The sequence below is a fragment of the Neorhizobium fuzhouense genome (assembly GCF_042611105.1).
In the GTDB taxonomy this organism is placed as follows: Bacteria; Pseudomonadota; Alphaproteobacteria; order Rhizobiales; family Rhizobiaceae; genus Neorhizobium; species Neorhizobium galegae_A.
The window spans coordinates 25,231-41,373 of sequence record NZ_JBHFFP010000007.1; the positions used below are offsets into that span (position 1 = coordinate 25,231).

Below are 16,143 nucleotides of genomic sequence, written 5' to 3' on the forward strand. Positions count from 1 at the left end.
CTGGATCAGTGCGGCAGAAGACCAAGCACGATCGCCTTGGCGGCCGCCTGGAAACGGTTGGATACGCCAAGCCGCACGATCAGGCTTTCCTCAAGTGTTGCCAGTTCCTCGTCCGTCATGTTGAGCTGCCGGGCAAGGTCGGCGCCCTTGAAACCTTCCGTCATCAGCACGAGGCATCGCCGGTCGCGCTCGCAGAAGGTGAGGGGTTCGACATGGACACCCGCCGTCACCGTCGGTGTGATGTCGATCTCGTTCACCAGCGTGCGGATCTGCTGGATCTGCCGGTGGATCGAGGAAATGTCGGAGGTCAGTTCGCGCTTGCGGCTGTCGAGCACCCGGCAGAAAATCGCATCTGCCTCCAGCTGGCTTGCCGCTTCGCTCAGGTCCTGCATCAGGTCCTGGATGGCGGAAAGCGGCATGCCGATTTCGCGACAGGCGTTGATCACCGCCATCTTGCGGATCATGCGGTGGTCATAGACCCGCATCATGCCCAGCCGTTCCGCGCTGATCAGGCCCTTTTCCTCGTAGAAATGCAGGGTGCGGTGGGTGACGCCGAAGAGTTCGGCCATGTCTGAAATGCCGATGGGCTGACCGTCACCGCTGAGGTCCGGCCCAATCCGAGGCAGGAAGGCAGGGGCTGGGCGCCCCATGGTTTCACTCGATGTGTGTACCCGCATGACTGTCTCCTCCTCATGCAGCACAGGCAGGCTCCGCCAGCCCGTCTGCCTGCTGAAAGTGCAAGGTGCGGCGGAGGCTGCACCTATTTTAAGCAATTCTAAAGTTAACAGTTTATTCCGGATGCGAAACTGCGATTCTATGGCCACAAGAATTGATAGATCCTTCAGCAATTTGCGTGGAAACGGGCGGATAATTCCATTGCCGATGCGCCAGCCTTTGCTTTAGACATGCGGCCACTGCCTGCTCAAGGACCCGTGCGATGCCCGCGAAGCTTTCCGTCAATCTGAATGCCGTTGCCATGCTGCGCAATCGTCGCGATCTGCCGTGGCCAAGCGTCGAGCATCTCGGTCGCGTGGCGCTTGAAGCCGGCGCCTACGGGCTGACGGTGCATCCGCGACCCGACCAGCGCCATATCCGCTTTTCCGATCTGCCGGTGCTGCGGGCGCTGATCGACGATGTGTTTCCGAAGGCCGAGTTCAACATCGAAGGCTATCCTTCGGAGGATTTTCTGGCGCTGTGCGAGAAGACGCAGCCGGAGCAGGTGACGCTTGTGCCCGACGACCCCGCCCAGGCAACCTCCGACCACGGGTTCGATTTCCGCCGCCAGGGCCAGATGCTGAAGCCGATCGTTGCGCGCCTGAAGTCAGCCGGCATGCGGGTGTCGCTGTTTGCCGATGGTGACGGCGATGTCGAGGCAGTGAAGCTTGCCAAGGCGACCGGCGCCGACCGCATCGAGCTTTATACCGGGCCATACGGCGGGTGCTATGATCAGCCGGAAAAGGCGCGCGAAATGCTCGAGCTTCTGGGGCGCACCGCCGATGCGGCCGAGGTCGAAGGGCTTGGAGTGAATGCCGGCCACGATTTGACGGTGGCCAATCTTCCCGCTCTTGCCGCGCGCATTCCCGATCTTGCCGAGGTATCCATCGGCCATGGTCTGACGGCGGATGCGCTGGAATACGGCATGGCCGAGACCGTGCGGCGCTTTCGCCGTGCCTGCGGCGAAAAGGTCTGAACACCGGCGCTCAGAGATCGAGCACCCATGTCTGGCCGTTGAGCTCAGGGCCGAACATGCTATGCCGTTCCTCCGATACCAGCCGGAACCCGGCCTTCTGATAGAGGGCGAGCGCTGCCGCAAGATTGTCATTGGTCCAGAGGCTGAGCGAGCGGTAACCGCTGCGCCTTGAAAACCCGATGGCGTCTTCGACCAGGGCCTTGCCCAGACCCAGTCCGCGTGCGGCGGGATCCACGTAAAGAAGGCGCAGCTTTGCCACGTCCGATCCGCCGTCCATGATGAAGATCGAGCCGAGGCGGTTTCCACCGCGCTCGGCAATCCATGCTTTTTCGCGCGCCGGATTGAAGTTTTTCAAAAAGCGGCCGGCGACGTCGGCCACGAGCGCCTCGAACTGGTCGTTCCAGCCGAATGTGCGTGTGTAGAATTCGGCCTGAGCGGCAATGACCCAGCCCATGTCTCCGGGCCGATGATCTCTGAACACGACTGGTGCCGATGCTTCGCCGCCGCCAAAGCTGTCGCGCATGACGGCGATGGCTTGCGCAAGCGGCTGGCGGCCCTCGACGGGCAGTCTTTCGAGCGCTGCCGCGATCTGCTGGCGTGACAGGTCGGCAAGCCGCGCCCGCTCGTCCTCGCCTTGCGGCGTCAGCACCAGCGTCTGGCTGCGCCTGTCCCTCGGGTCCTCTTCTGCCACCACCAGCCCGCGGGCGCGAAAAGTCTTGAGGATGCGGCTGAGATAGGCCGGATCGAGCGACAGGCTGCGCGCGAGGATATTGGCCGCAACGCCGGGAGTAGCGCCGATATCATGCAGGACACGCGCTTCAGCCAGCGTATAGCCGGCGCCGAGATAGTTGCGGCCGAGAATGCCGAGCTGCTGCGTATAGAAGCGGTTGAAATCGCGGATGCTGTCGAGGAGATCGATCATGGGCTGAACCTCTTTCGAGCATTTAGCGGGAAATTTGTTGACGGAGTCAAGTAAATTTGCGCGCTTCACGCAAAAACGCCGGCGAAGCTTCGCCGGCGTTGAAAGTCCGATAGGTAGAAGGGGCGCTGATTGCTCAGCCGAGGGCTGCCTTGTGTGCCTCGAAAAACGCGGCGGCGGATTGCGGCTTGCGTCCAGTCAGCCGTTCGAAGGCGTCGGTCAGGATCTCGAAATTGCCGGCACGGGTATTGGCATCGGCCGAGACAATGAGTTCGACGACGAAGGGCGGCAGGCCGGCGCTCGCGGCACCGGCGGCAAGCTGCTCGTCGTTGACGGGTACAACCGCCAGCGGCTTTCCGGCGGCCTTGGACACGATGGCCGCCACATCGTCTGCTCCGAGAAGTTCCAAGCCCGTCAGCGTCAGGATGACATTGCCGGCCGGCGGATTGGCAAGGGCAGCTGCCGCAGCCGCGGCGCAATCGTCGCGCGAGATATTGGGCTGGCGGCCGGCGCCGATCGCGGTGAACCACTGGCCGGATGCAAGGTTGCGCGCCATGCTGCCGAGGTAATTGTCGAGATACCAGGAATTGCGCAGGATCGTGTAGGAAAGGCCGCTGGCCTTGATCGCCTCCTCGGTGCCCAGATGATCCGGCGCAAACGAAACCAGCGATTTGTCCGGGTTCGGCATCGAGGTGTAGAGGATATGCTTGACGCCGGCCTTGGCGGCGGCGGCGACGGTCGCCTTGTGCTGCTCCAGACGCTTGCCGGGGACGGCCAGTTCGTCGGTCGAGATCAGCAGCAGGCGGTCGATGCCGGCAAAGGCGGCTTCAAGGCCAGCGGGGTCGTTGAAATCGGCTGCGCGCGTCTCGATGCCCTTTGCTGCCCATTCGGCAAGTTTTGCCGGATCGCGGCTGGCGGCGACGATCTGGTCTGCCGGGATCTTGGCCTCTGCCAGGAGATGGGCAAGAACGCCGCGACCGAGTTGGCCCGAAGCGCCTGTGACGAGTATCCGTGTCATTGAAAAGTCCCTTTGCAAGGTCTGCTGCGATGCTCTCATTTTGAGAGTTGCACTACAATAGGAATTGACCCGCCCCTGTAAAGGAGGCAGTTTTGCGGGAGATCGTTACCTTGAAGGAACCACCATGAATCAGCGTGCCGAAGTCACCAGCTTCTCTGCCGTTATGGCGCAGGTCGACGGCTGGGACAGCGACAACTGCCCGGTGCGTGATGTCATCAGCCAGATTGCCGGCAAGTGGTCGACGCTGCTGTTGCATGCGCTCTCCGACCGTCCCTATCGCTTCGGGGAACTGCGCCGGCTCGTGCCCGACATTTCGCAGCGCATGCTGACGCAGACCCTGCGGGACCTGCAACGCGACGGCTATATTGCCCGCACGGTCTACCCCACCAAGCCGCCGAGCGTGGAATACAGCATGACGCCGCTTGGCCATTCGCTGTTTGCGCCGCTCTCGAAGGTGCTGCAGTGGGCGCAGGACAATCATGAGCAGGTCAAGGCTGCCCGTCTGGCCTTCGACGGGTCCGATCTCGCGCGCTGATCCGTCTTTTCCGGATCTTTTAAAATTTCAAGCGTCCGCGTCTTGCCCTCTTGACCGCGCAAAAAACTGCGGGTAGATCACGAACCGTACCGTACGGTACTTGTGGAGGGCTTGATCGTGTCTGCTGAACTGCCAGAAATTCCGGAGTTTTCGCCCCGCCAGAACGCTGTTCTGGAACAGGCGCTGAAGCTTCTGGTGGATGGCGGCGAAAAGGCACTGACCACTTCGGGCCTGGCGCGCGCCGCCAACTGTTCCAAGGAAAGCCTCTACAAGTGGTTCGGCGATCGCGACGGATTGCTGGCGGCGATGATTGCTTTTCAGGCGGCCAAGGTGCGCACCTTCGAGCGCGGCGCCGGGCGTCTGACGGCCGATCTGCTGCGCGAACACCTGGAAATCTTCGGGCGCGATCTTCTGGAGGTTCTGTCGGGGGATGTGTCGCTGGCGCTCAACCGGCTGGCCATCGGCCAGGCAAGCCGCGAGGGATCCAAGCTCGGCCGCCTCCTCATCGAACATGGCCGACGCCAGATCGACCGGCGCGCCATCGGCCTCATGGAGGCCGGCCGTCGGGCAGGGCTCCTGCGATTTGCCGATGCCGACGGCGCCTATCACACGCTTTACGGCCTCGTCGTCTCGGATCTGCATGTGCGCATGCTTCTGGGCGAACCGGGCCTCAAGGACAATGCACGCCAGGCGGCAAAGGCGGTGGATGCCTTCCTGCAGCTTTACGGCGTGGGACCGGATACCGAAAACGTCTGACCGGCGCTTTCGGATGATGACTTAACCGCACAAACAACACCGCATAGGGAAGGACACTACAATGCGCGTCTATTACGATCGGGATGCTGATCTCAACCTCATCAAGTCCAAGAACGTCGTCATCGTCGGCTATGGCAGCCAGGGTCGCGCCCACGCGCTGAACCTGAAGGATTCCGGCGCAAACAACGTCGTCATCGCGCTGAAGGCCGGTTCGCCGACCATCAAGAAGGCCGAAGCCGATGGCTTCAAGGTCATGACCGTTGCCGAAGCGGCCGCCTGGGCAGACCTTCTGATGATGGCAACCCCGGACGAGCTGCAGGCCGACATCTACAAGGCCGAAATCGCCGGCAATATCCGCGACGGCGCAGCCATCGCATTCGCCCACGGCCTCAACGTTCACTTCGGCCTCATCGAGCCGAAGGCATCGGTCGACGTCGTCATGATCGCGCCGAAGGGCCCCGGCCACACGGTGCGCGGCGAATACCAGAAGGGCGGCGGCGTGCCCTGCCTCGTGGCCGTCCACCAGAACGGTTCGGGCAATGCGCTGGAACTGGCGCTCTCCTACGCCTGCGGCGTCGGCGGCGGCCGTTCGGGCATCATCGAAACCTCGTTCAAGGAAGAGTGCGAAACCGACCTCTTCGGTGAGCAGGTCGTTCTCTGCGGCGGTCTCGTCGAGCTGATCCGCGCCGGCTTCGAAACGCTGGTCGAAGGCGGTTATGCGCCGGAAATGGCCTATTTCGAGTGCCTGCACGAAGTAAAGCTTATCGTCGACCTGATCTATGAAGGCGGCATCGCCAACATGAACTACTCGATCTCCAACACGGCGGAATGGGGCGAATACGTCACCGGCCCGCGCATCATCACGGCAGAAACGAAGGCCGAAATGAAGCGCGTTCTCACCGACATCCAGACCGGCAAGTTCACGTCCGACTGGATGCAGGAATACCGCGCCGGCGGCGCCCGCTTCAAGGGCATCCGCCGCCTCAACGACAGCCACCAGATCGAGGAAGTCGGCACCAAGCTGCGCGCCATGATGCCCTGGATCGGCAAGAACAAGCTGGTCGACAGGGCCGTCAACTAAGCACTGGATGCCGCGCCCTGCCTTCGGGCGGGACGCAGGCCGCATATCCTGACTGATGAGGGGCCGGACGTCGAAAAGCGTCCGGCCCCTCGGCGTCTTCGGCCTTACATGCTGTAGTATCTTTGACTGAGGCGATGTGCATGGCGTCAAGGCAGGATTCAACCTGCGCTTCTGATCGCGCATGGGTGGACCCACACTTATCACCTCATTTCGCTCCCCCGGATTTAAAAGTCCGGGGGAGTTTTGCTTTGCCGCCTCACCAAGGGCGCGCTACATCTCACCGCGGGACTCTTCGCGATGAAAATGCCTCTGCCGTACCAAAAATCGATAAGTCAGTATTGCTGACCTATCGGAACTTGTGTAATGCAGAAGCCAGAAGAATTGAAATAAGAGGAAACATTCGTGCTCGATTGGGATCATATCTTCGCCACGCGCTCCTCGCGCATGCGCGCATCCGAAATCCGGGAACTGCTGAAACTTCTGGAGCGGCCCGACATCATCTCCTTCGCCGGCGGCATTCCGGACCCGGCGCTGTTTCCGGACGTGGCGTTCAAGGATGCCTATGCGGAAATCTTTTCGAGCCCGCAGGTCAACGCCGCTCTGCAGTATTCCGTCAGCGAAGGCTACAAGCCGCTGCGCGAATGGCTGGTCGGCGAGATGGCCAAGATCGGCATCGATTGCACCGTCGATAACGTCTTCATCACGTCGGGTTCGCAACAGGCGCTAGATTATCTCGGAAAACTGTTCCTGTCGCCGAAGGATACGGCGCTCGTCACCTGGCCGACCTATCTCGGTGCGCTGCAGGCCTTCAACGCCTATGAGCCGAACTACGACCAGTTGACGCCCGGCGGCAATCGCACGCCGGCGGCCTACCGCGAAACGGCAGCCGCCAATGGCGGCGCGGTGAAATTTGCCTATCTGTCGGCGGATTTCTCCAATCCGACCGGCGAGACAGTGGATCTGGACGGCCGCAAGAAGGTGCTGGAACTCGCCGACGAGTTGGATATTGCCGTCATCGAAGACGGTGCCTACCAGTCGCTGCGTTATAACGGCGATCCGATCCCGCCGATCCTGGCGCTCGAAATTGCGGCGAAGGGCGGCATCGAAAACACCCGCACCATCTATTCCGGCAGCTTTTCGAAGACGCTGGCGCCGGGCTTGCGCGTCGGTTTCGTCGTCGCAAACATGTCGGTCATCCGCAAGCTGGTTCTGATGAAGCAGGCGGCCGACCTGCATTCCTCGACGATCAACCAGATCGCCATCGCCCATGTCGCCGAGCGCATATTCGACAGCCAGGTCGCCAAGATCGGTGCGGCCTACAGCGCCCGCCGCGATGCCATGCTCTCGGCCCTGTCGCGCTACATGCCGGCCAGCACCAGCTGGACGAAGCCGGAAGGCGGCATGTTCGTCTGGGTGACGCTGCCGGCGGGGCTGGATGGCGCGGAGCTTCTGGCGCGCTCCATCGAGACGGAAAAGGTGGCTTTCGTCCCGGGGCAGGCTTTCTTTGCCGATCGCTCAGGCGCCAACACGCTGCGGCTCTCCTTCTCCTGCGCCAACGAGACGATGATCGAGGAGGGCATCCAGCGCCTCGGCCGCCTCATCCGCAACGCCGAAGCAAAGGCCGCCTGATTTAGGCTGCAGCCACTGCACATATACGGCTTCAAAAAATGCGCCGGCGTCTCCGCGGAGGGGCCGGCGCTTTTTGCTGCGCGCGCGCAGCGATTTCCCAATTGTCATCGCTTTCGCGGCGTGGCTGTGTCATGACAGCTGGACGCATCGCCGGATCGGCTGCGGGCACTCTTGGGAGATGGGATCGCATGCAGGGCCTGACAGAGGAAACGCACCGGGTGATTGCGGATCTCGCCCGCCAGTACGGCCTCAGCGAGGATGCGGTTCTTGCCATGCTGATGGCGGTTCAGCGCGGGCAGGGCACCATGGCGCAGTTCAACATCGGTGAACTCGGCGGCAGCGGCCAGTGGATGCTGGGTGGCATGACCATGGTCGGCGACATGTTCAACTATGGCCTGAAGAACACCGTCGACAGTCTCTGCAATGCCCTGTCGCAGGCGCTTGCCGCGGGGCGCATCGTTTTTCCAGCAGAGGCCGGCGGCGCCAGCGTCTGGTGGCCGCAGCACCTCGGTTCGCCGTCCAGCGCCGGCGCCCAGAACGACAGCGCCTATGCGGTTTTCCCAGCCCATCGGCGGCTCGCCATCAAGGATGCGGGCGGCGTGACGCTCTATGATACCGGCGATCACTTCATTTCCGGCGTCGGCCAGCAGCAGGGCAGCAATAGCGGGCTGACCTTCTCCAGCCAGTATGGCTCGTTTTCGGTATCGAGCCTGCGGCGCGCCGACGAACCGGAGGAGCCTGTGCGGCCGCAGGAGGCGTGGGCGCCGGCGCTTTCGGATGTGCAGCCGTCCGCTGCCCCGAAAGTCCAGCCGCTCCAGCAGCAGCCCGCGGCTATCGTTGCGCCTGCACCGTCTGGCCAGGCCGCAGGGCAAACGCCGCCGGCGCCTGCACCCGCCGGCGCCACCGCTCCCAAGGATGCCGCCGAGATCATCGGTCTCATTGAAAAGCTCGCGAGCCTTCGCGAGGCAGGCATCCTGACCGACGCCGAATTTTCCGCCAAGAAGACCGAGCTTCTCGCCCGCCTGTGATGGTCTTGCGGCGCAAATCCTCGCGTGCCGTCCGCATAATTCCAGTGCGCGCAATTCCAGTGCGCGAAATTCGACTTTGTCACACCTCTGTTAGACATCCATGATCTAGCGGCAGCAATCGTCATAGAGAAGGATTGCTGCCATGAAGATGTTTGTCTCTGCCGTTTCCGCCCTCGTCGCCTTAGGCGCGCTTGCCGTGTCGGCCAACGCTGCCGATCTTGTCATCTATACCAGCCAGCCGAACGAGGATGCGCAGGCAACCGTCGATGGTTTCAAGGCGGCCAATCCGGGCGTCGATGTGCAGTGGGTCCGCGACGGAACCACCAAGATCATGGCAAAGCTGATGTCGGAGATCGAGGCCGGCAATCCCGTGGCCGACGTCCTTCTGATTGCCGATACGGTGACGCTCGAGCGCCTGAAGCAGGACAAGCGCCTGATGGCCTACACATCGCCGGAAGCAAAGGCCTATGATGCCTCGCTCTACGATGCCGATGGCTACTACTATTCGACGAAGCTCATCACCACCGGCATCATGTACAACACGCAGGCCTCGATGAAGCCGACAAGCTGGAAGGACCTGGCAAAGCCGGACGCCAAGGGCCTTGTCGCCATGCCGAGCCCGCTCACCTCGGGCGCCGCCCTCATCCATGCCCAGACGCTTGTCGAAAATCAGGCATTGGGCTGGGATTACTATCGCGCGCTCAAAGATAACGGCGCCATTGCCGCCGGCGGCAACGGTGCGGTGCTGAAATCGGTTGCGAGCGGCGAAAAGGCCTATGGCGTCGTGGTGGATTACATGCCGATCCGCGAAAAGGCCAAGGGCGCACCGGTCGAGTTCGTCTTCCCCTCGGAAGGCGTCTCTGCCGTCACCGAGCCGGTCGCCATCTTGAGCGCCACCAAGCATGCCGACGCGGCCAAGAAATTCGTCGATTACGTCTTGTCGGAAAAGGGTCAGGAGGGTTTTCTGAAGCTCGGCTATATCCCGGCCCGCAACGGCATGGCGCTTCCGGCCGGCTTTCCGGCCCGCGACACGATCAAGGTGATGTCGCTCAAAGCCTCCGACGCGCTGAAGAACACCGATAAGGATCTGAAGACCTTCTCCGGCATCTTCGGCGGTAACGGCTGATTTCCAGGATCGCAATGCGTGCCTCACGAACCAAGGCAAACGGCCAGCCCCGCTGGCTGTTTGTCTTCGTCTTTGCCGCCCTTTGCCTGCTGAGCGTTCTGCCGCTCGGCCGGCTTGCCTTGACGGGCGCGCTGTCGCTCGCAAGGGGTGGCGGCGATGGACTGCTGTCTGATCCGGCGCTCTGGCAGGCGGTCTGGAATACGCTCACCACCTCCTTCCTCGGCATGGTGGTCGCGGTGTTCCTCGGCGGCGGCTTTGCGCTGCTTCTCACGCTGTTCGATATCCGCGGCCGCACGCTCTTCGGCTTCCTCTTCATGCTGCCGATGATGATCCCGCCGCAGGTGACGGCGCTCTCCTGGGTGGGGCTGACCGGACCCTCGAGCACGCTGTTGAAGGCGGTGGGACTTGCACCGCCGCTCGGCACGCCGCAGCCGCTCTATTCAATCGGCGGCATTGCCCTGCTGCTTGGCGTCCAGAATGCGCCGCTGGTCTATCTGGCGCTGCGGGCCGGGCTGCTGGCATTACCGCGCGATGGCATGGAGGCCGCACGGCTTGCCGGCGCCTCGGCCTTTCAGGTGATGAGGGACATCATCCTGCCGCTGGCGCTGCCGGGCTTTGCCGCCGGCGCCGCCATGGCATTTGTCTCCGGCGTCGGCAATTTCGGCATTCCCGCCATCCTTGGAATTCCAGCCTCGATCTATACGCTGCCCACCTTGATCTATGCAAAATTTGCCAGTTTCGGGCCGAGCACCTTTGGCGATATTTCGATCCTCTCGGGCTTCATCGCGCTGTTGTCGGTTGCCGGCCTGCTGGTCGAGGAACGCGTGCTGAAGGGCCGGGATTACCGGATCATCGGTCTGTCGGGCCGCACGGCCGTCTTTGCGTTGAAAGGCTGGCGGCTGCCCTGCGAGACTCTGCTTGGCCTCGTGCTGGTCGTCATCCTCATCCTGCCCTTTGCCGCCTTGCTCGCAAGCTCGCTTGCCCCGGCCTATGGCGTGCCGCTCACCTTCAAGACAGCGACCTTCTATGCCTATGAGGAAGTGCTGCTGCGCCAGTCGATCACCCGCACCGCCTTCCAGAACTCCATCGTGCTCTCGCTTGCGACAGCGCTCGGTCTTCTTCTGGTCACGGTGGTGATGGGCTATTTCGTGGCCCGCTCCAGCCGTCGGGTTGCAGCGCTGGTCGCTGCGCTTGCCGATATTCCCTACGCGCTGCCGGGCATCGTGCTGGCCGTTGCCTGCATTCTCTTGTTTGCAGCGCCGCTGCCCTTTTTCGGCGTGTCGATCTATGGCACGATCTGGATCCTGTTCTTCGCCTATCTCTCCAGCTTTCTTGCCGTCAGCCTGCGCCCCATTGCCAGCGCCTTTCGCCAGCTCGATCCGGCGCTGGAAGAGGCCGCGCGCCTGTCGGGGGCGGGTTTCTACCGCCGTCTGCGCGATATTCTGGTGCCGCTCGTGGCGCCTGCTGCCGGTGCTGCCGTGATTCTCGTGTTCCTCATTGCCTGCAACGAACTCACCGTCTCGGCGCTCCTCTGGTCTGCCGGCACCCAGACGCTCGGGGTCGCCATCTACAATCTCGATGACAGCGGCAGTTTCAATCTGGCCTCGGCCCTTTCGGTTCTGGTGGTTGCCCTGGTGGTGGTCATGATGCTGCTGCTGGAACTGCTGGCCAAACATCTGCCCAAGGGAGTGGTGCCATGGCGAAGCTGATCCTCAACCGTCTGTCGAAGGATTTCGGAACCGGGCGACTGGCCGTTGACGATGTGTCGCTGACCATTGGCGATGGCGGGTTCCTGGCGCTGCTCGGCCCCTCCGGCTGCGGAAAGACGACGGTGCTGCGCATGATTGCCGGTTTCGAGCAGCCGACGGACGGCGCGATCCTGCTTGGTGAGCGGGTGCTTGCCGATGCCTCCGCCATGGTGCCGCCGGAGCGGCGCAACATGGCGATGGTGTTTCAATCCTATGCGCTCTGGCCGCATATGAGCGTGGCGGAGAATGTCGGCTATCCGCTCAAAGTGCGCGGTATCACCGGCGAACGTCGCACAGCCAAGATCCGCGAGGCCCTGGCCGCGGTGCGTCTCGAAGCCTATACGGACCGGCGTCCGGCCGATCTGTCCGGCGGCCAGCGCCAGCGCGTGGCGCTTGCCCGTTGCCTGGTGACGGAACCGGATGTGGTGTTGCTGGACGAGCCGCTTGCCAATCTCGACCGGCACCTGCGCCAGGAGATGGAAGAGACGTTTCGCGAGTTTCACGCCCGTTCGCGCGCCACGATGATCTATGTCACGCATGACCAGGCGGAAGCCATGGCGCTGGCGACTGAGGTTGCCGTGATGTCGGAAGGCAGGCTGCTCCAGATGGCTGCCCCCGACGAAATCTATGCGCGCCCTCAGGGGCGGCTGGTCGGCCGACTGATCGGGCAGGGCGCGATCCTCTCCTTGCCGTGGCGCGAGCCGATGCCGCGCCGGCTGGACTGGCCGGCCCTCCAGGCCTGCTTCCATCCGCAGCCCGGAAGCCCGCAGGCCGATATTCTGGTGCGTCCGCAGGATGTGGTGATCTCCGATGAGGGGCTGGACGCGGTGGTCAGCGCCTGCGTGTTCGAAGGCGAGCGGCATGCGCTTCAGCTTCTGCTGAGTGACGGACGGGCGCTGCGCGCCTTCAGCCGTCGTTCCGTCAGGGTAGGGGACGCCCTGCGGGTGGTGCTGCGCAGCGGCTGGCGGCTGTGACGGTGCTTAAATCTCTGTTTGAGGTTTTTCCCGATTTTCTCTGGACGGTAAAATTCAACGGTTGATGGTGCTTACCGTCTCGGGCAGTTTGTCGTCCATCGTCCCGGTGTGCCGCATCGGCTTGCGAAGGACAGGAGGTTTTCATGGCTCTCACTTATGCCGTCTATGACGTCTTCACCGATACCCGGCTTGCCGGAAACCCTCTGGCGGTTGTCTTCGGCGCCGATGCGATGACGGATGAGGCCATGCAGGCGCTGGCGCGCGAGACCAACCTGTCGGAAACCGTCTTCGTCCAGACCTCGGCCAATCCGGCCCATGCGGCAAAGCTGCGCATCTTCACGCCGACACGGGAATTGCCGTTTGCCGGCCATCCGACGGTCGGAGCAGCGATCGCGATTGCCGAGCGGACGCATGCGGATGAGCGCCCGGACCTCGATCTCGTCTGTGTTCTGGAGGAAAATGTCGGGCCGGTGCGCTGCGCCGTGCGGCTGGCCTCCGGCGAGGCAAGCTTTGCCGAATTCGATCTGCCGCGCATGCCGCAGCGCATCCAGCTGGGTCTCGACCGGCAGGGGCTTGCCGATGCGCTGGGAGTGAAACCCGGCGATCTCGGCTTTGAAAACCATGTGCCATCGGTGTGGAGCGCCGGCGTGCCGTTCCTGATGGTGCCGCTGCATAATCTGGCCGCCGTCGAAGGCATCGAGTTCGATGGCATGCTGTGGGAGCGCGCGGCGCCGCTGGTGGAGGGCCGGCTTGCCTCCGTCTATGCCTATTGCCGCGGCGGCGTGCACCATGCGGCGCGCTTTCACACCCGCATGTTTTCCCCCGATATGGGAATTTCCGAGGATCCGGCAACCGGGGCTGCGGCGGCAGCGCTCTCGGGCGCAATCCACCACTTCGATGCACTTCCGGACGGCCACCATCCGGTGCTGATCGAGCAGGGCGTCGAGATGGGGCGACCCTCCTTCATTCATCTGCACATCGATGTGAAGGAAAGTTCAATTGCGCGCGCGCGCATTGGCGGGCAGGCTGTGAAGGTGGCATCGGGAGTTTTCCATCTCTGACCGGATGTGACCGGCGCTCAGATATTCGCACCGACGTTGGGAACCGGAAGCCGGCCCCGGCGTTATGAGGGCCGACGGGAGTAGGGTCATGCGCGTGCCAGCCATCAAGAGTGTTTTAAACCGACGGGAAAGCGGCAGCTGTTGTCCTGCGCTTCAGGGCCGATCCCGTAGAACCCTTTTCCGCGGCACGGCGCTTTAGCCTCCGTGCGACCGTCAGGAACAAGCGGCTCGGCACGACAGCCCTTGTTCATCTTTCCACGCAAGCAGACAGACTATCGCCGTGTTGTTGAGGCGTAAGGCTGCTCGCCCCTGGGCGCCAGCGATGATTCGCAACATGCCGATGATGAGGAGTACCCATGATCAGAAGTGAGAAGAGGCCAAGCGACGACCCGTTGAACTCCGAGGATCTGGCGCGATGCCAGCAGGTGTTCGAACGGTTGCGCAGCGAACTCTGCCCGGATGATGATCAGGAAGAGACAAACCGGCTCGCAGCCATCACCATGGAACTCTATCGTCAGGGCGTGCGCCGGGAAGACCTGCTGCGCGACATGGTGGCAGCCGCACGCGGACATCATTGAGACACCGCCGCTGTCCTCCTGAAGATTGGGGAAGACGGCTACCACCACAGACAAGGCGCGGACCGCAAGGCCGCGCCTTTTTCATGCGCAGAGGTCGCCCCGACAGCCAGACGCTTCCGGCCCGTGACGAGCTTTGCCTGAAACTCGGTCGAGGTGCGTAGCAGGCAGCAGAGTTCCCTTGGCACTTGTTGCCGCCCGCTTGCGCTTGACGTTTACGTAAACTGCATTTTATATCGACAAAGGCGCCGCATTGGAACGTAGTAAAAATAGCGTGGGAGATCGTGAGCCGTCCGATGTCGCGCATCGGCGGCCGCAACTGCACCGCGCGCTCATTCGCCAACAGCATCCTGGGGAGGACATCATGCCATTGCCGAAAACTCTTAAAACCTTGCGTCTGCCGGCCATTGCTGCCCCGATGTTTCTGGCCTCGGGGCCGGATCTGGTGGTCGAGACTTGCAGAGGCGGCATTCTGGGCACGTTTCCGGCGCTCAACCAGCGCAGCACGCAGGGCTTTGTCGACTGGATGGATGAGATCCGCGCGCGGCTGCAACCGCATCCGGAGGCGGCCCCCTTCGGGGTTAACCTCATCGTCCATCGCTCGAACCCGCGGCTGGAGGCGGATCTGGCGGCGGTCGTTGCGCACCGTGTGCCGCTCGTCATCACGTCGCTCGGCGCCGTCCCGGAGGTCGTGAAAGCAGTACAGTCCTATGGCGGCCTGGTGTTTCATGATGTGATCAGCCGGCGTCATGCGGAAAAGGCGGCAGAAGCGGGCGTCGACGGTATCATTGCCGTCTGTGCCGGCGCTGGCGGCCATGCGGGAACGCTCAGCCCCTTTGCGCTTCTGCCTGAAATCCGCTCCTTTTTCGGTGGAACGCTTGTGCTGTCGGGCGCAATCAGCAACGGCGCGCAGATTGCGGCCGCCCGGCTGATGGGCGCAGACCTTGCCTATCTCGGCACCCGCTTCCTGGTGACCCGCGAATCCATGGTGAGCGAGGCCCAGAAGCGCATGACGCTTGAAGCGCGGGCGGGTGATATCGTCTACACCGATGCCATTTCCGGCGTAAACGCCAATTTCCTCAAGAAGAGCATCGTGGCCGCCGGCCTCGACCCGGCCAATCTGGTCTCCCACGGACCGATGGATCTGGGCAGCGAAGCAAAGGCCTGGAAAACGGTCTGGTCGGCCGGGCAGGGTGTTTCGGGCATCGATGACGTGCCGGCGACGGCCGACCTCTGCGATCGGCTGGCGCGCGAATACGCCTGCGCCATGCTGGATGCGCGGGCCGATCCGTTCCTCGCCCGGGCTCAAGGGGCGATCAATCGCTTGTGAAAGCGCCGGCTTCGGCCAGATCGAGCAATCCAGAACATGCCAAGTCTTTGGTACATATGATCTTTTAATGCATCGCGCCTTGCCGGCCTCGCCGTTCACGAATTGATGACGGAGCTGCAACCGATCGGGCGGTTGAAGCCTTAGCAATCCGCGCCCATGTTGTTCCTGCGTCACCGAATATGGACGTGGACAGGCGTCCGGCACTCCGGTGCTGGACGCGCCGTAAAAGGATTTGAGCCATGAAGCGCATTCTCGTTACCTGCACCATTGCCCTTCTGGGCGCTGGCACGCTTGCCTTTGCAGAGGACCTGCATCACGCCAGCGAAGGTCGCCTCAGCATTGGTGCGATCGGAAGCACCGTGCAGCAGGTGTCTGTGGAGAACGGCGAGCGATACAGCGAACTGTACCGTGTGAAGCCGGACCACACGCTGACGCTTGTGTCGCGCACCGTCCTGTCGGACGGCTGATATTTTGGCAAGGGCAGTCTGCTGCCCTTGCACGCTCCTTCTGAGAGGAAAGAGTGCAAGCGCCCGCCGTCCTGGCGGGTTTTTCGTGTCCGTGCTCCGGGTTGTAGCCTTACCCGCATCGGTCCGCAGGACAGCAAAAAGCCCCCGAAGCCGTGGGCTGGGGGCCATCATTCTGCCGATCTTCCTATGCTCGCTCCGCGGCCGCC

At 62.7% G+C, this 16,143-nt stretch carries 16 protein-coding genes; 13 read left to right on the plus strand and 3 right to left on the minus strand.

Annotated elements, in window-relative coordinates; translation table 11 throughout:
* Window positions 1-5: 5 nt before the first annotated feature.
* Window positions 6-677: a MerR family transcriptional regulator gene (locus tag ACEXP3_RS13800; protein ID WP_377297819.1), complete on the minus strand. Its 672-nt coding sequence runs from the start codon at window positions 675-677 to the stop codon at window positions 6-8.
* 260 nt (window positions 678-937) lie between these two features.
* Between ACEXP3_RS13800 and ACEXP3_RS13805 the strand changes: the two genes are divergently transcribed.
* Window positions 938-1,690 carry a pyridoxine 5'-phosphate synthase gene (locus ACEXP3_RS13805; protein WP_377297820.1) on the plus strand — a complete coding sequence of 251 codons (753 nt, stop codon included), beginning with the start codon at window positions 938-940 and terminating at the stop codon, window positions 1,688-1,690.
* A gap of 10 nt (window positions 1,691-1,700) precedes the next feature.
* On the opposite strand, the gene ACEXP3_RS13810 is transcribed toward ACEXP3_RS13805, so the two are convergent.
* Together ACEXP3_RS13810 and ACEXP3_RS13815 are read right to left on the minus strand one after the other, a co-directional pair.
* Window positions 1,701-2,612 (minus strand): bifunctional helix-turn-helix transcriptional regulator/GNAT family N-acetyltransferase, encoded by a 912-nt coding sequence (locus tag ACEXP3_RS13810; protein WP_377297821.1) that lies wholly within the window; start codon window positions 2,610-2,612, stop codon window positions 1,701-1,703.
* Between the two features lie 133 nt (window positions 2,613-2,745).
* Entirely contained in the window at window positions 2,746-3,627 is an 882-nt protein-coding gene (locus ACEXP3_RS13815; RefSeq protein WP_377297822.1) for an NAD(P)H-binding protein, read from the minus strand.
* A gap of 124 nt (window positions 3,628-3,751) precedes the next feature.
* On the opposite strand from ACEXP3_RS13815, the gene ACEXP3_RS13820 reads away from it, so the two are divergent.
* The 12 genes from ACEXP3_RS13820 (at window position 3,752) to ACEXP3_RS13875 (ending at window position 15,937) form a co-directional block, all read left to right on the plus strand.
* Window positions 3,752-4,162: a winged helix-turn-helix transcriptional regulator gene (locus ACEXP3_RS13820; protein ID WP_210104754.1), complete on the plus strand. Its 411-nt coding sequence runs from the start codon at window positions 3,752-3,754 to the stop codon at window positions 4,160-4,162.
* A 117-nt stretch (window positions 4,163-4,279) separates the two neighbouring features.
* On the plus strand, window positions 4,280-4,918 hold the full coding sequence (locus ACEXP3_RS13825; protein ID WP_377297823.1) for a TetR/AcrR family transcriptional regulator C-terminal domain-containing protein: 639 nt from the start codon (window positions 4,280-4,282) through the stop codon (window positions 4,916-4,918).
* 61 nt (window positions 4,919-4,979) lie between these two features.
* Window positions 4,980-5,999 (plus strand): ketol-acid reductoisomerase, encoded by a 1,020-nt coding sequence (ilvC, locus tag ACEXP3_RS13830; RefSeq protein WP_377297824.1) that lies wholly within the window; start codon window positions 4,980-4,982, stop codon window positions 5,997-5,999.
* Between the two features lie 402 nt (window positions 6,000-6,401).
* Complete coding sequence (locus ACEXP3_RS13835) at window positions 6,402-7,628, plus strand: aminotransferase-like domain-containing protein (protein WP_377297825.1); 1,227 nt, start codon at window positions 6,402-6,404, stop codon at window positions 7,626-7,628.
* Between the two features lie 188 nt (window positions 7,629-7,816).
* Window positions 7,817-8,656, plus strand: a complete 840-nt coding sequence (locus ACEXP3_RS13840; RefSeq protein WP_377297826.1) for an SHOCT domain-containing protein — start codon at window positions 7,817-7,819, stop codon at window positions 8,654-8,656.
* Between the two features lie 142 nt (window positions 8,657-8,798).
* A complete protein-coding gene (locus tag ACEXP3_RS13845) occupies window positions 8,799-9,782 on the plus strand; it encodes an ABC transporter substrate-binding protein (RefSeq protein WP_377297827.1) in 984 nt (327 codons plus the stop codon).
* Window positions 9,783-9,796: 14 nt separating this feature from the next.
* Complete coding sequence (locus tag ACEXP3_RS13850) at window positions 9,797-11,491, plus strand: ABC transporter permease (protein ID WP_377297828.1); 1,695 nt, start codon at window positions 9,797-9,799, stop codon at window positions 11,489-11,491.
* Window positions 11,479-12,504 carry an ABC transporter ATP-binding protein gene (locus tag ACEXP3_RS13855; protein ID WP_377297829.1) on the plus strand — a complete coding sequence of 342 codons (1,026 nt, stop codon included), beginning with the start codon at window positions 11,479-11,481 and terminating at the stop codon, window positions 12,502-12,504. Before ACEXP3_RS13850 ends, ACEXP3_RS13855 begins: the two co-directional genes overlap by 13 nt.
* Before the next feature lie 143 nt (window positions 12,505-12,647).
* Window positions 12,648-13,565 carry a PhzF family phenazine biosynthesis protein gene (locus ACEXP3_RS13860; protein WP_210104763.1) on the plus strand — a complete coding sequence of 306 codons (918 nt, stop codon included), beginning with the start codon at window positions 12,648-12,650 and terminating at the stop codon, window positions 13,563-13,565.
* A 356-nt stretch (window positions 13,566-13,921) separates the two neighbouring features.
* Entirely contained in the window at window positions 13,922-14,143 is a 222-nt protein-coding gene (locus ACEXP3_RS13865; protein ID WP_210104764.1) for a hypothetical protein, read from the plus strand.
* A 361-nt stretch (window positions 14,144-14,504) separates the two neighbouring features.
* The gene (locus tag ACEXP3_RS13870; RefSeq protein ID WP_377297830.1) at window positions 14,505-15,470 is read left to right on the plus strand and encodes an NAD(P)H-dependent flavin oxidoreductase; all 966 of its coding nucleotides are present in this window, start codon (window positions 14,505-14,507) and stop codon (window positions 15,468-15,470) included.
* A gap of 239 nt (window positions 15,471-15,709) precedes the next feature.
* Entirely contained in the window at window positions 15,710-15,937 is a 228-nt protein-coding gene (locus ACEXP3_RS13875) for a hypothetical protein (protein WP_377297831.1), read from the plus strand.
* The last annotated feature ends 206 nt before the right edge of the window (window positions 15,938-16,143 follow it).

What these genes read in the sequence shown, in the direction of transcription:
- ACEXP3_RS13800 (WP_377297819.1), bottom strand. Translation starts at nt 677, where the DNA reads ATGCGGGTACACACATCGAGTGAAACCATGGGGCGCCCAGCCCCTGCC.
- ACEXP3_RS13805 (WP_377297820.1), top strand. Translation starts at nt 938, where the DNA reads ATGCCCGCGAAGCTTTCCGTCAATCTGAATGCCGTTGCCATGCTGCGC.
- ACEXP3_RS13810 (WP_377297821.1), bottom strand. Translation starts at nt 2,612, where the DNA reads ATGATCGATCTCCTCGACAGCATCCGCGATTTCAACCGCTTCTATACG.
- ACEXP3_RS13815 (WP_377297822.1), bottom strand. Translation starts at nt 3,627, where the DNA reads ATGACACGGATACTCGTCACAGGCGCTTCGGGCCAACTCGGTCGCGGC.
- ACEXP3_RS13820 (WP_210104754.1), top strand. Translation starts at nt 3,752, where the DNA reads ATGAATCAGCGTGCCGAAGTCACCAGCTTCTCTGCCGTTATGGCGCAG.
- ilvC (WP_377297824.1), top strand. Translation starts at nt 4,980, where the DNA reads ATGCGCGTCTATTACGATCGGGATGCTGATCTCAACCTCATCAAGTCC.
- ACEXP3_RS13840 (WP_377297826.1), top strand. Translation starts at nt 7,817, where the DNA reads ATGCAGGGCCTGACAGAGGAAACGCACCGGGTGATTGCGGATCTCGCC.
- ACEXP3_RS13845 (WP_377297827.1), top strand. Translation starts at nt 8,799, where the DNA reads ATGAAGATGTTTGTCTCTGCCGTTTCCGCCCTCGTCGCCTTAGGCGCG.
- ACEXP3_RS13850 (WP_377297828.1), top strand. Translation starts at nt 9,797, where the DNA reads ATGCGTGCCTCACGAACCAAGGCAAACGGCCAGCCCCGCTGGCTGTTT.
- ACEXP3_RS13855 (WP_377297829.1), top strand. Translation starts at nt 11,479, where the DNA reads ATGGCGAAGCTGATCCTCAACCGTCTGTCGAAGGATTTCGGAACCGGG.
- ACEXP3_RS13860 (WP_210104763.1), top strand. Translation starts at nt 12,648, where the DNA reads ATGGCTCTCACTTATGCCGTCTATGACGTCTTCACCGATACCCGGCTT.
- ACEXP3_RS13865 (WP_210104764.1), top strand. Translation starts at nt 13,922, where the DNA reads ATGATCAGAAGTGAGAAGAGGCCAAGCGACGACCCGTTGAACTCCGAG.
- ACEXP3_RS13870 (WP_377297830.1), top strand. Translation starts at nt 14,505, where the DNA reads ATGCCATTGCCGAAAACTCTTAAAACCTTGCGTCTGCCGGCCATTGCT.
- ACEXP3_RS13875 (WP_377297831.1), top strand. Translation starts at nt 15,710, where the DNA reads ATGAAGCGCATTCTCGTTACCTGCACCATTGCCCTTCTGGGCGCTGGC.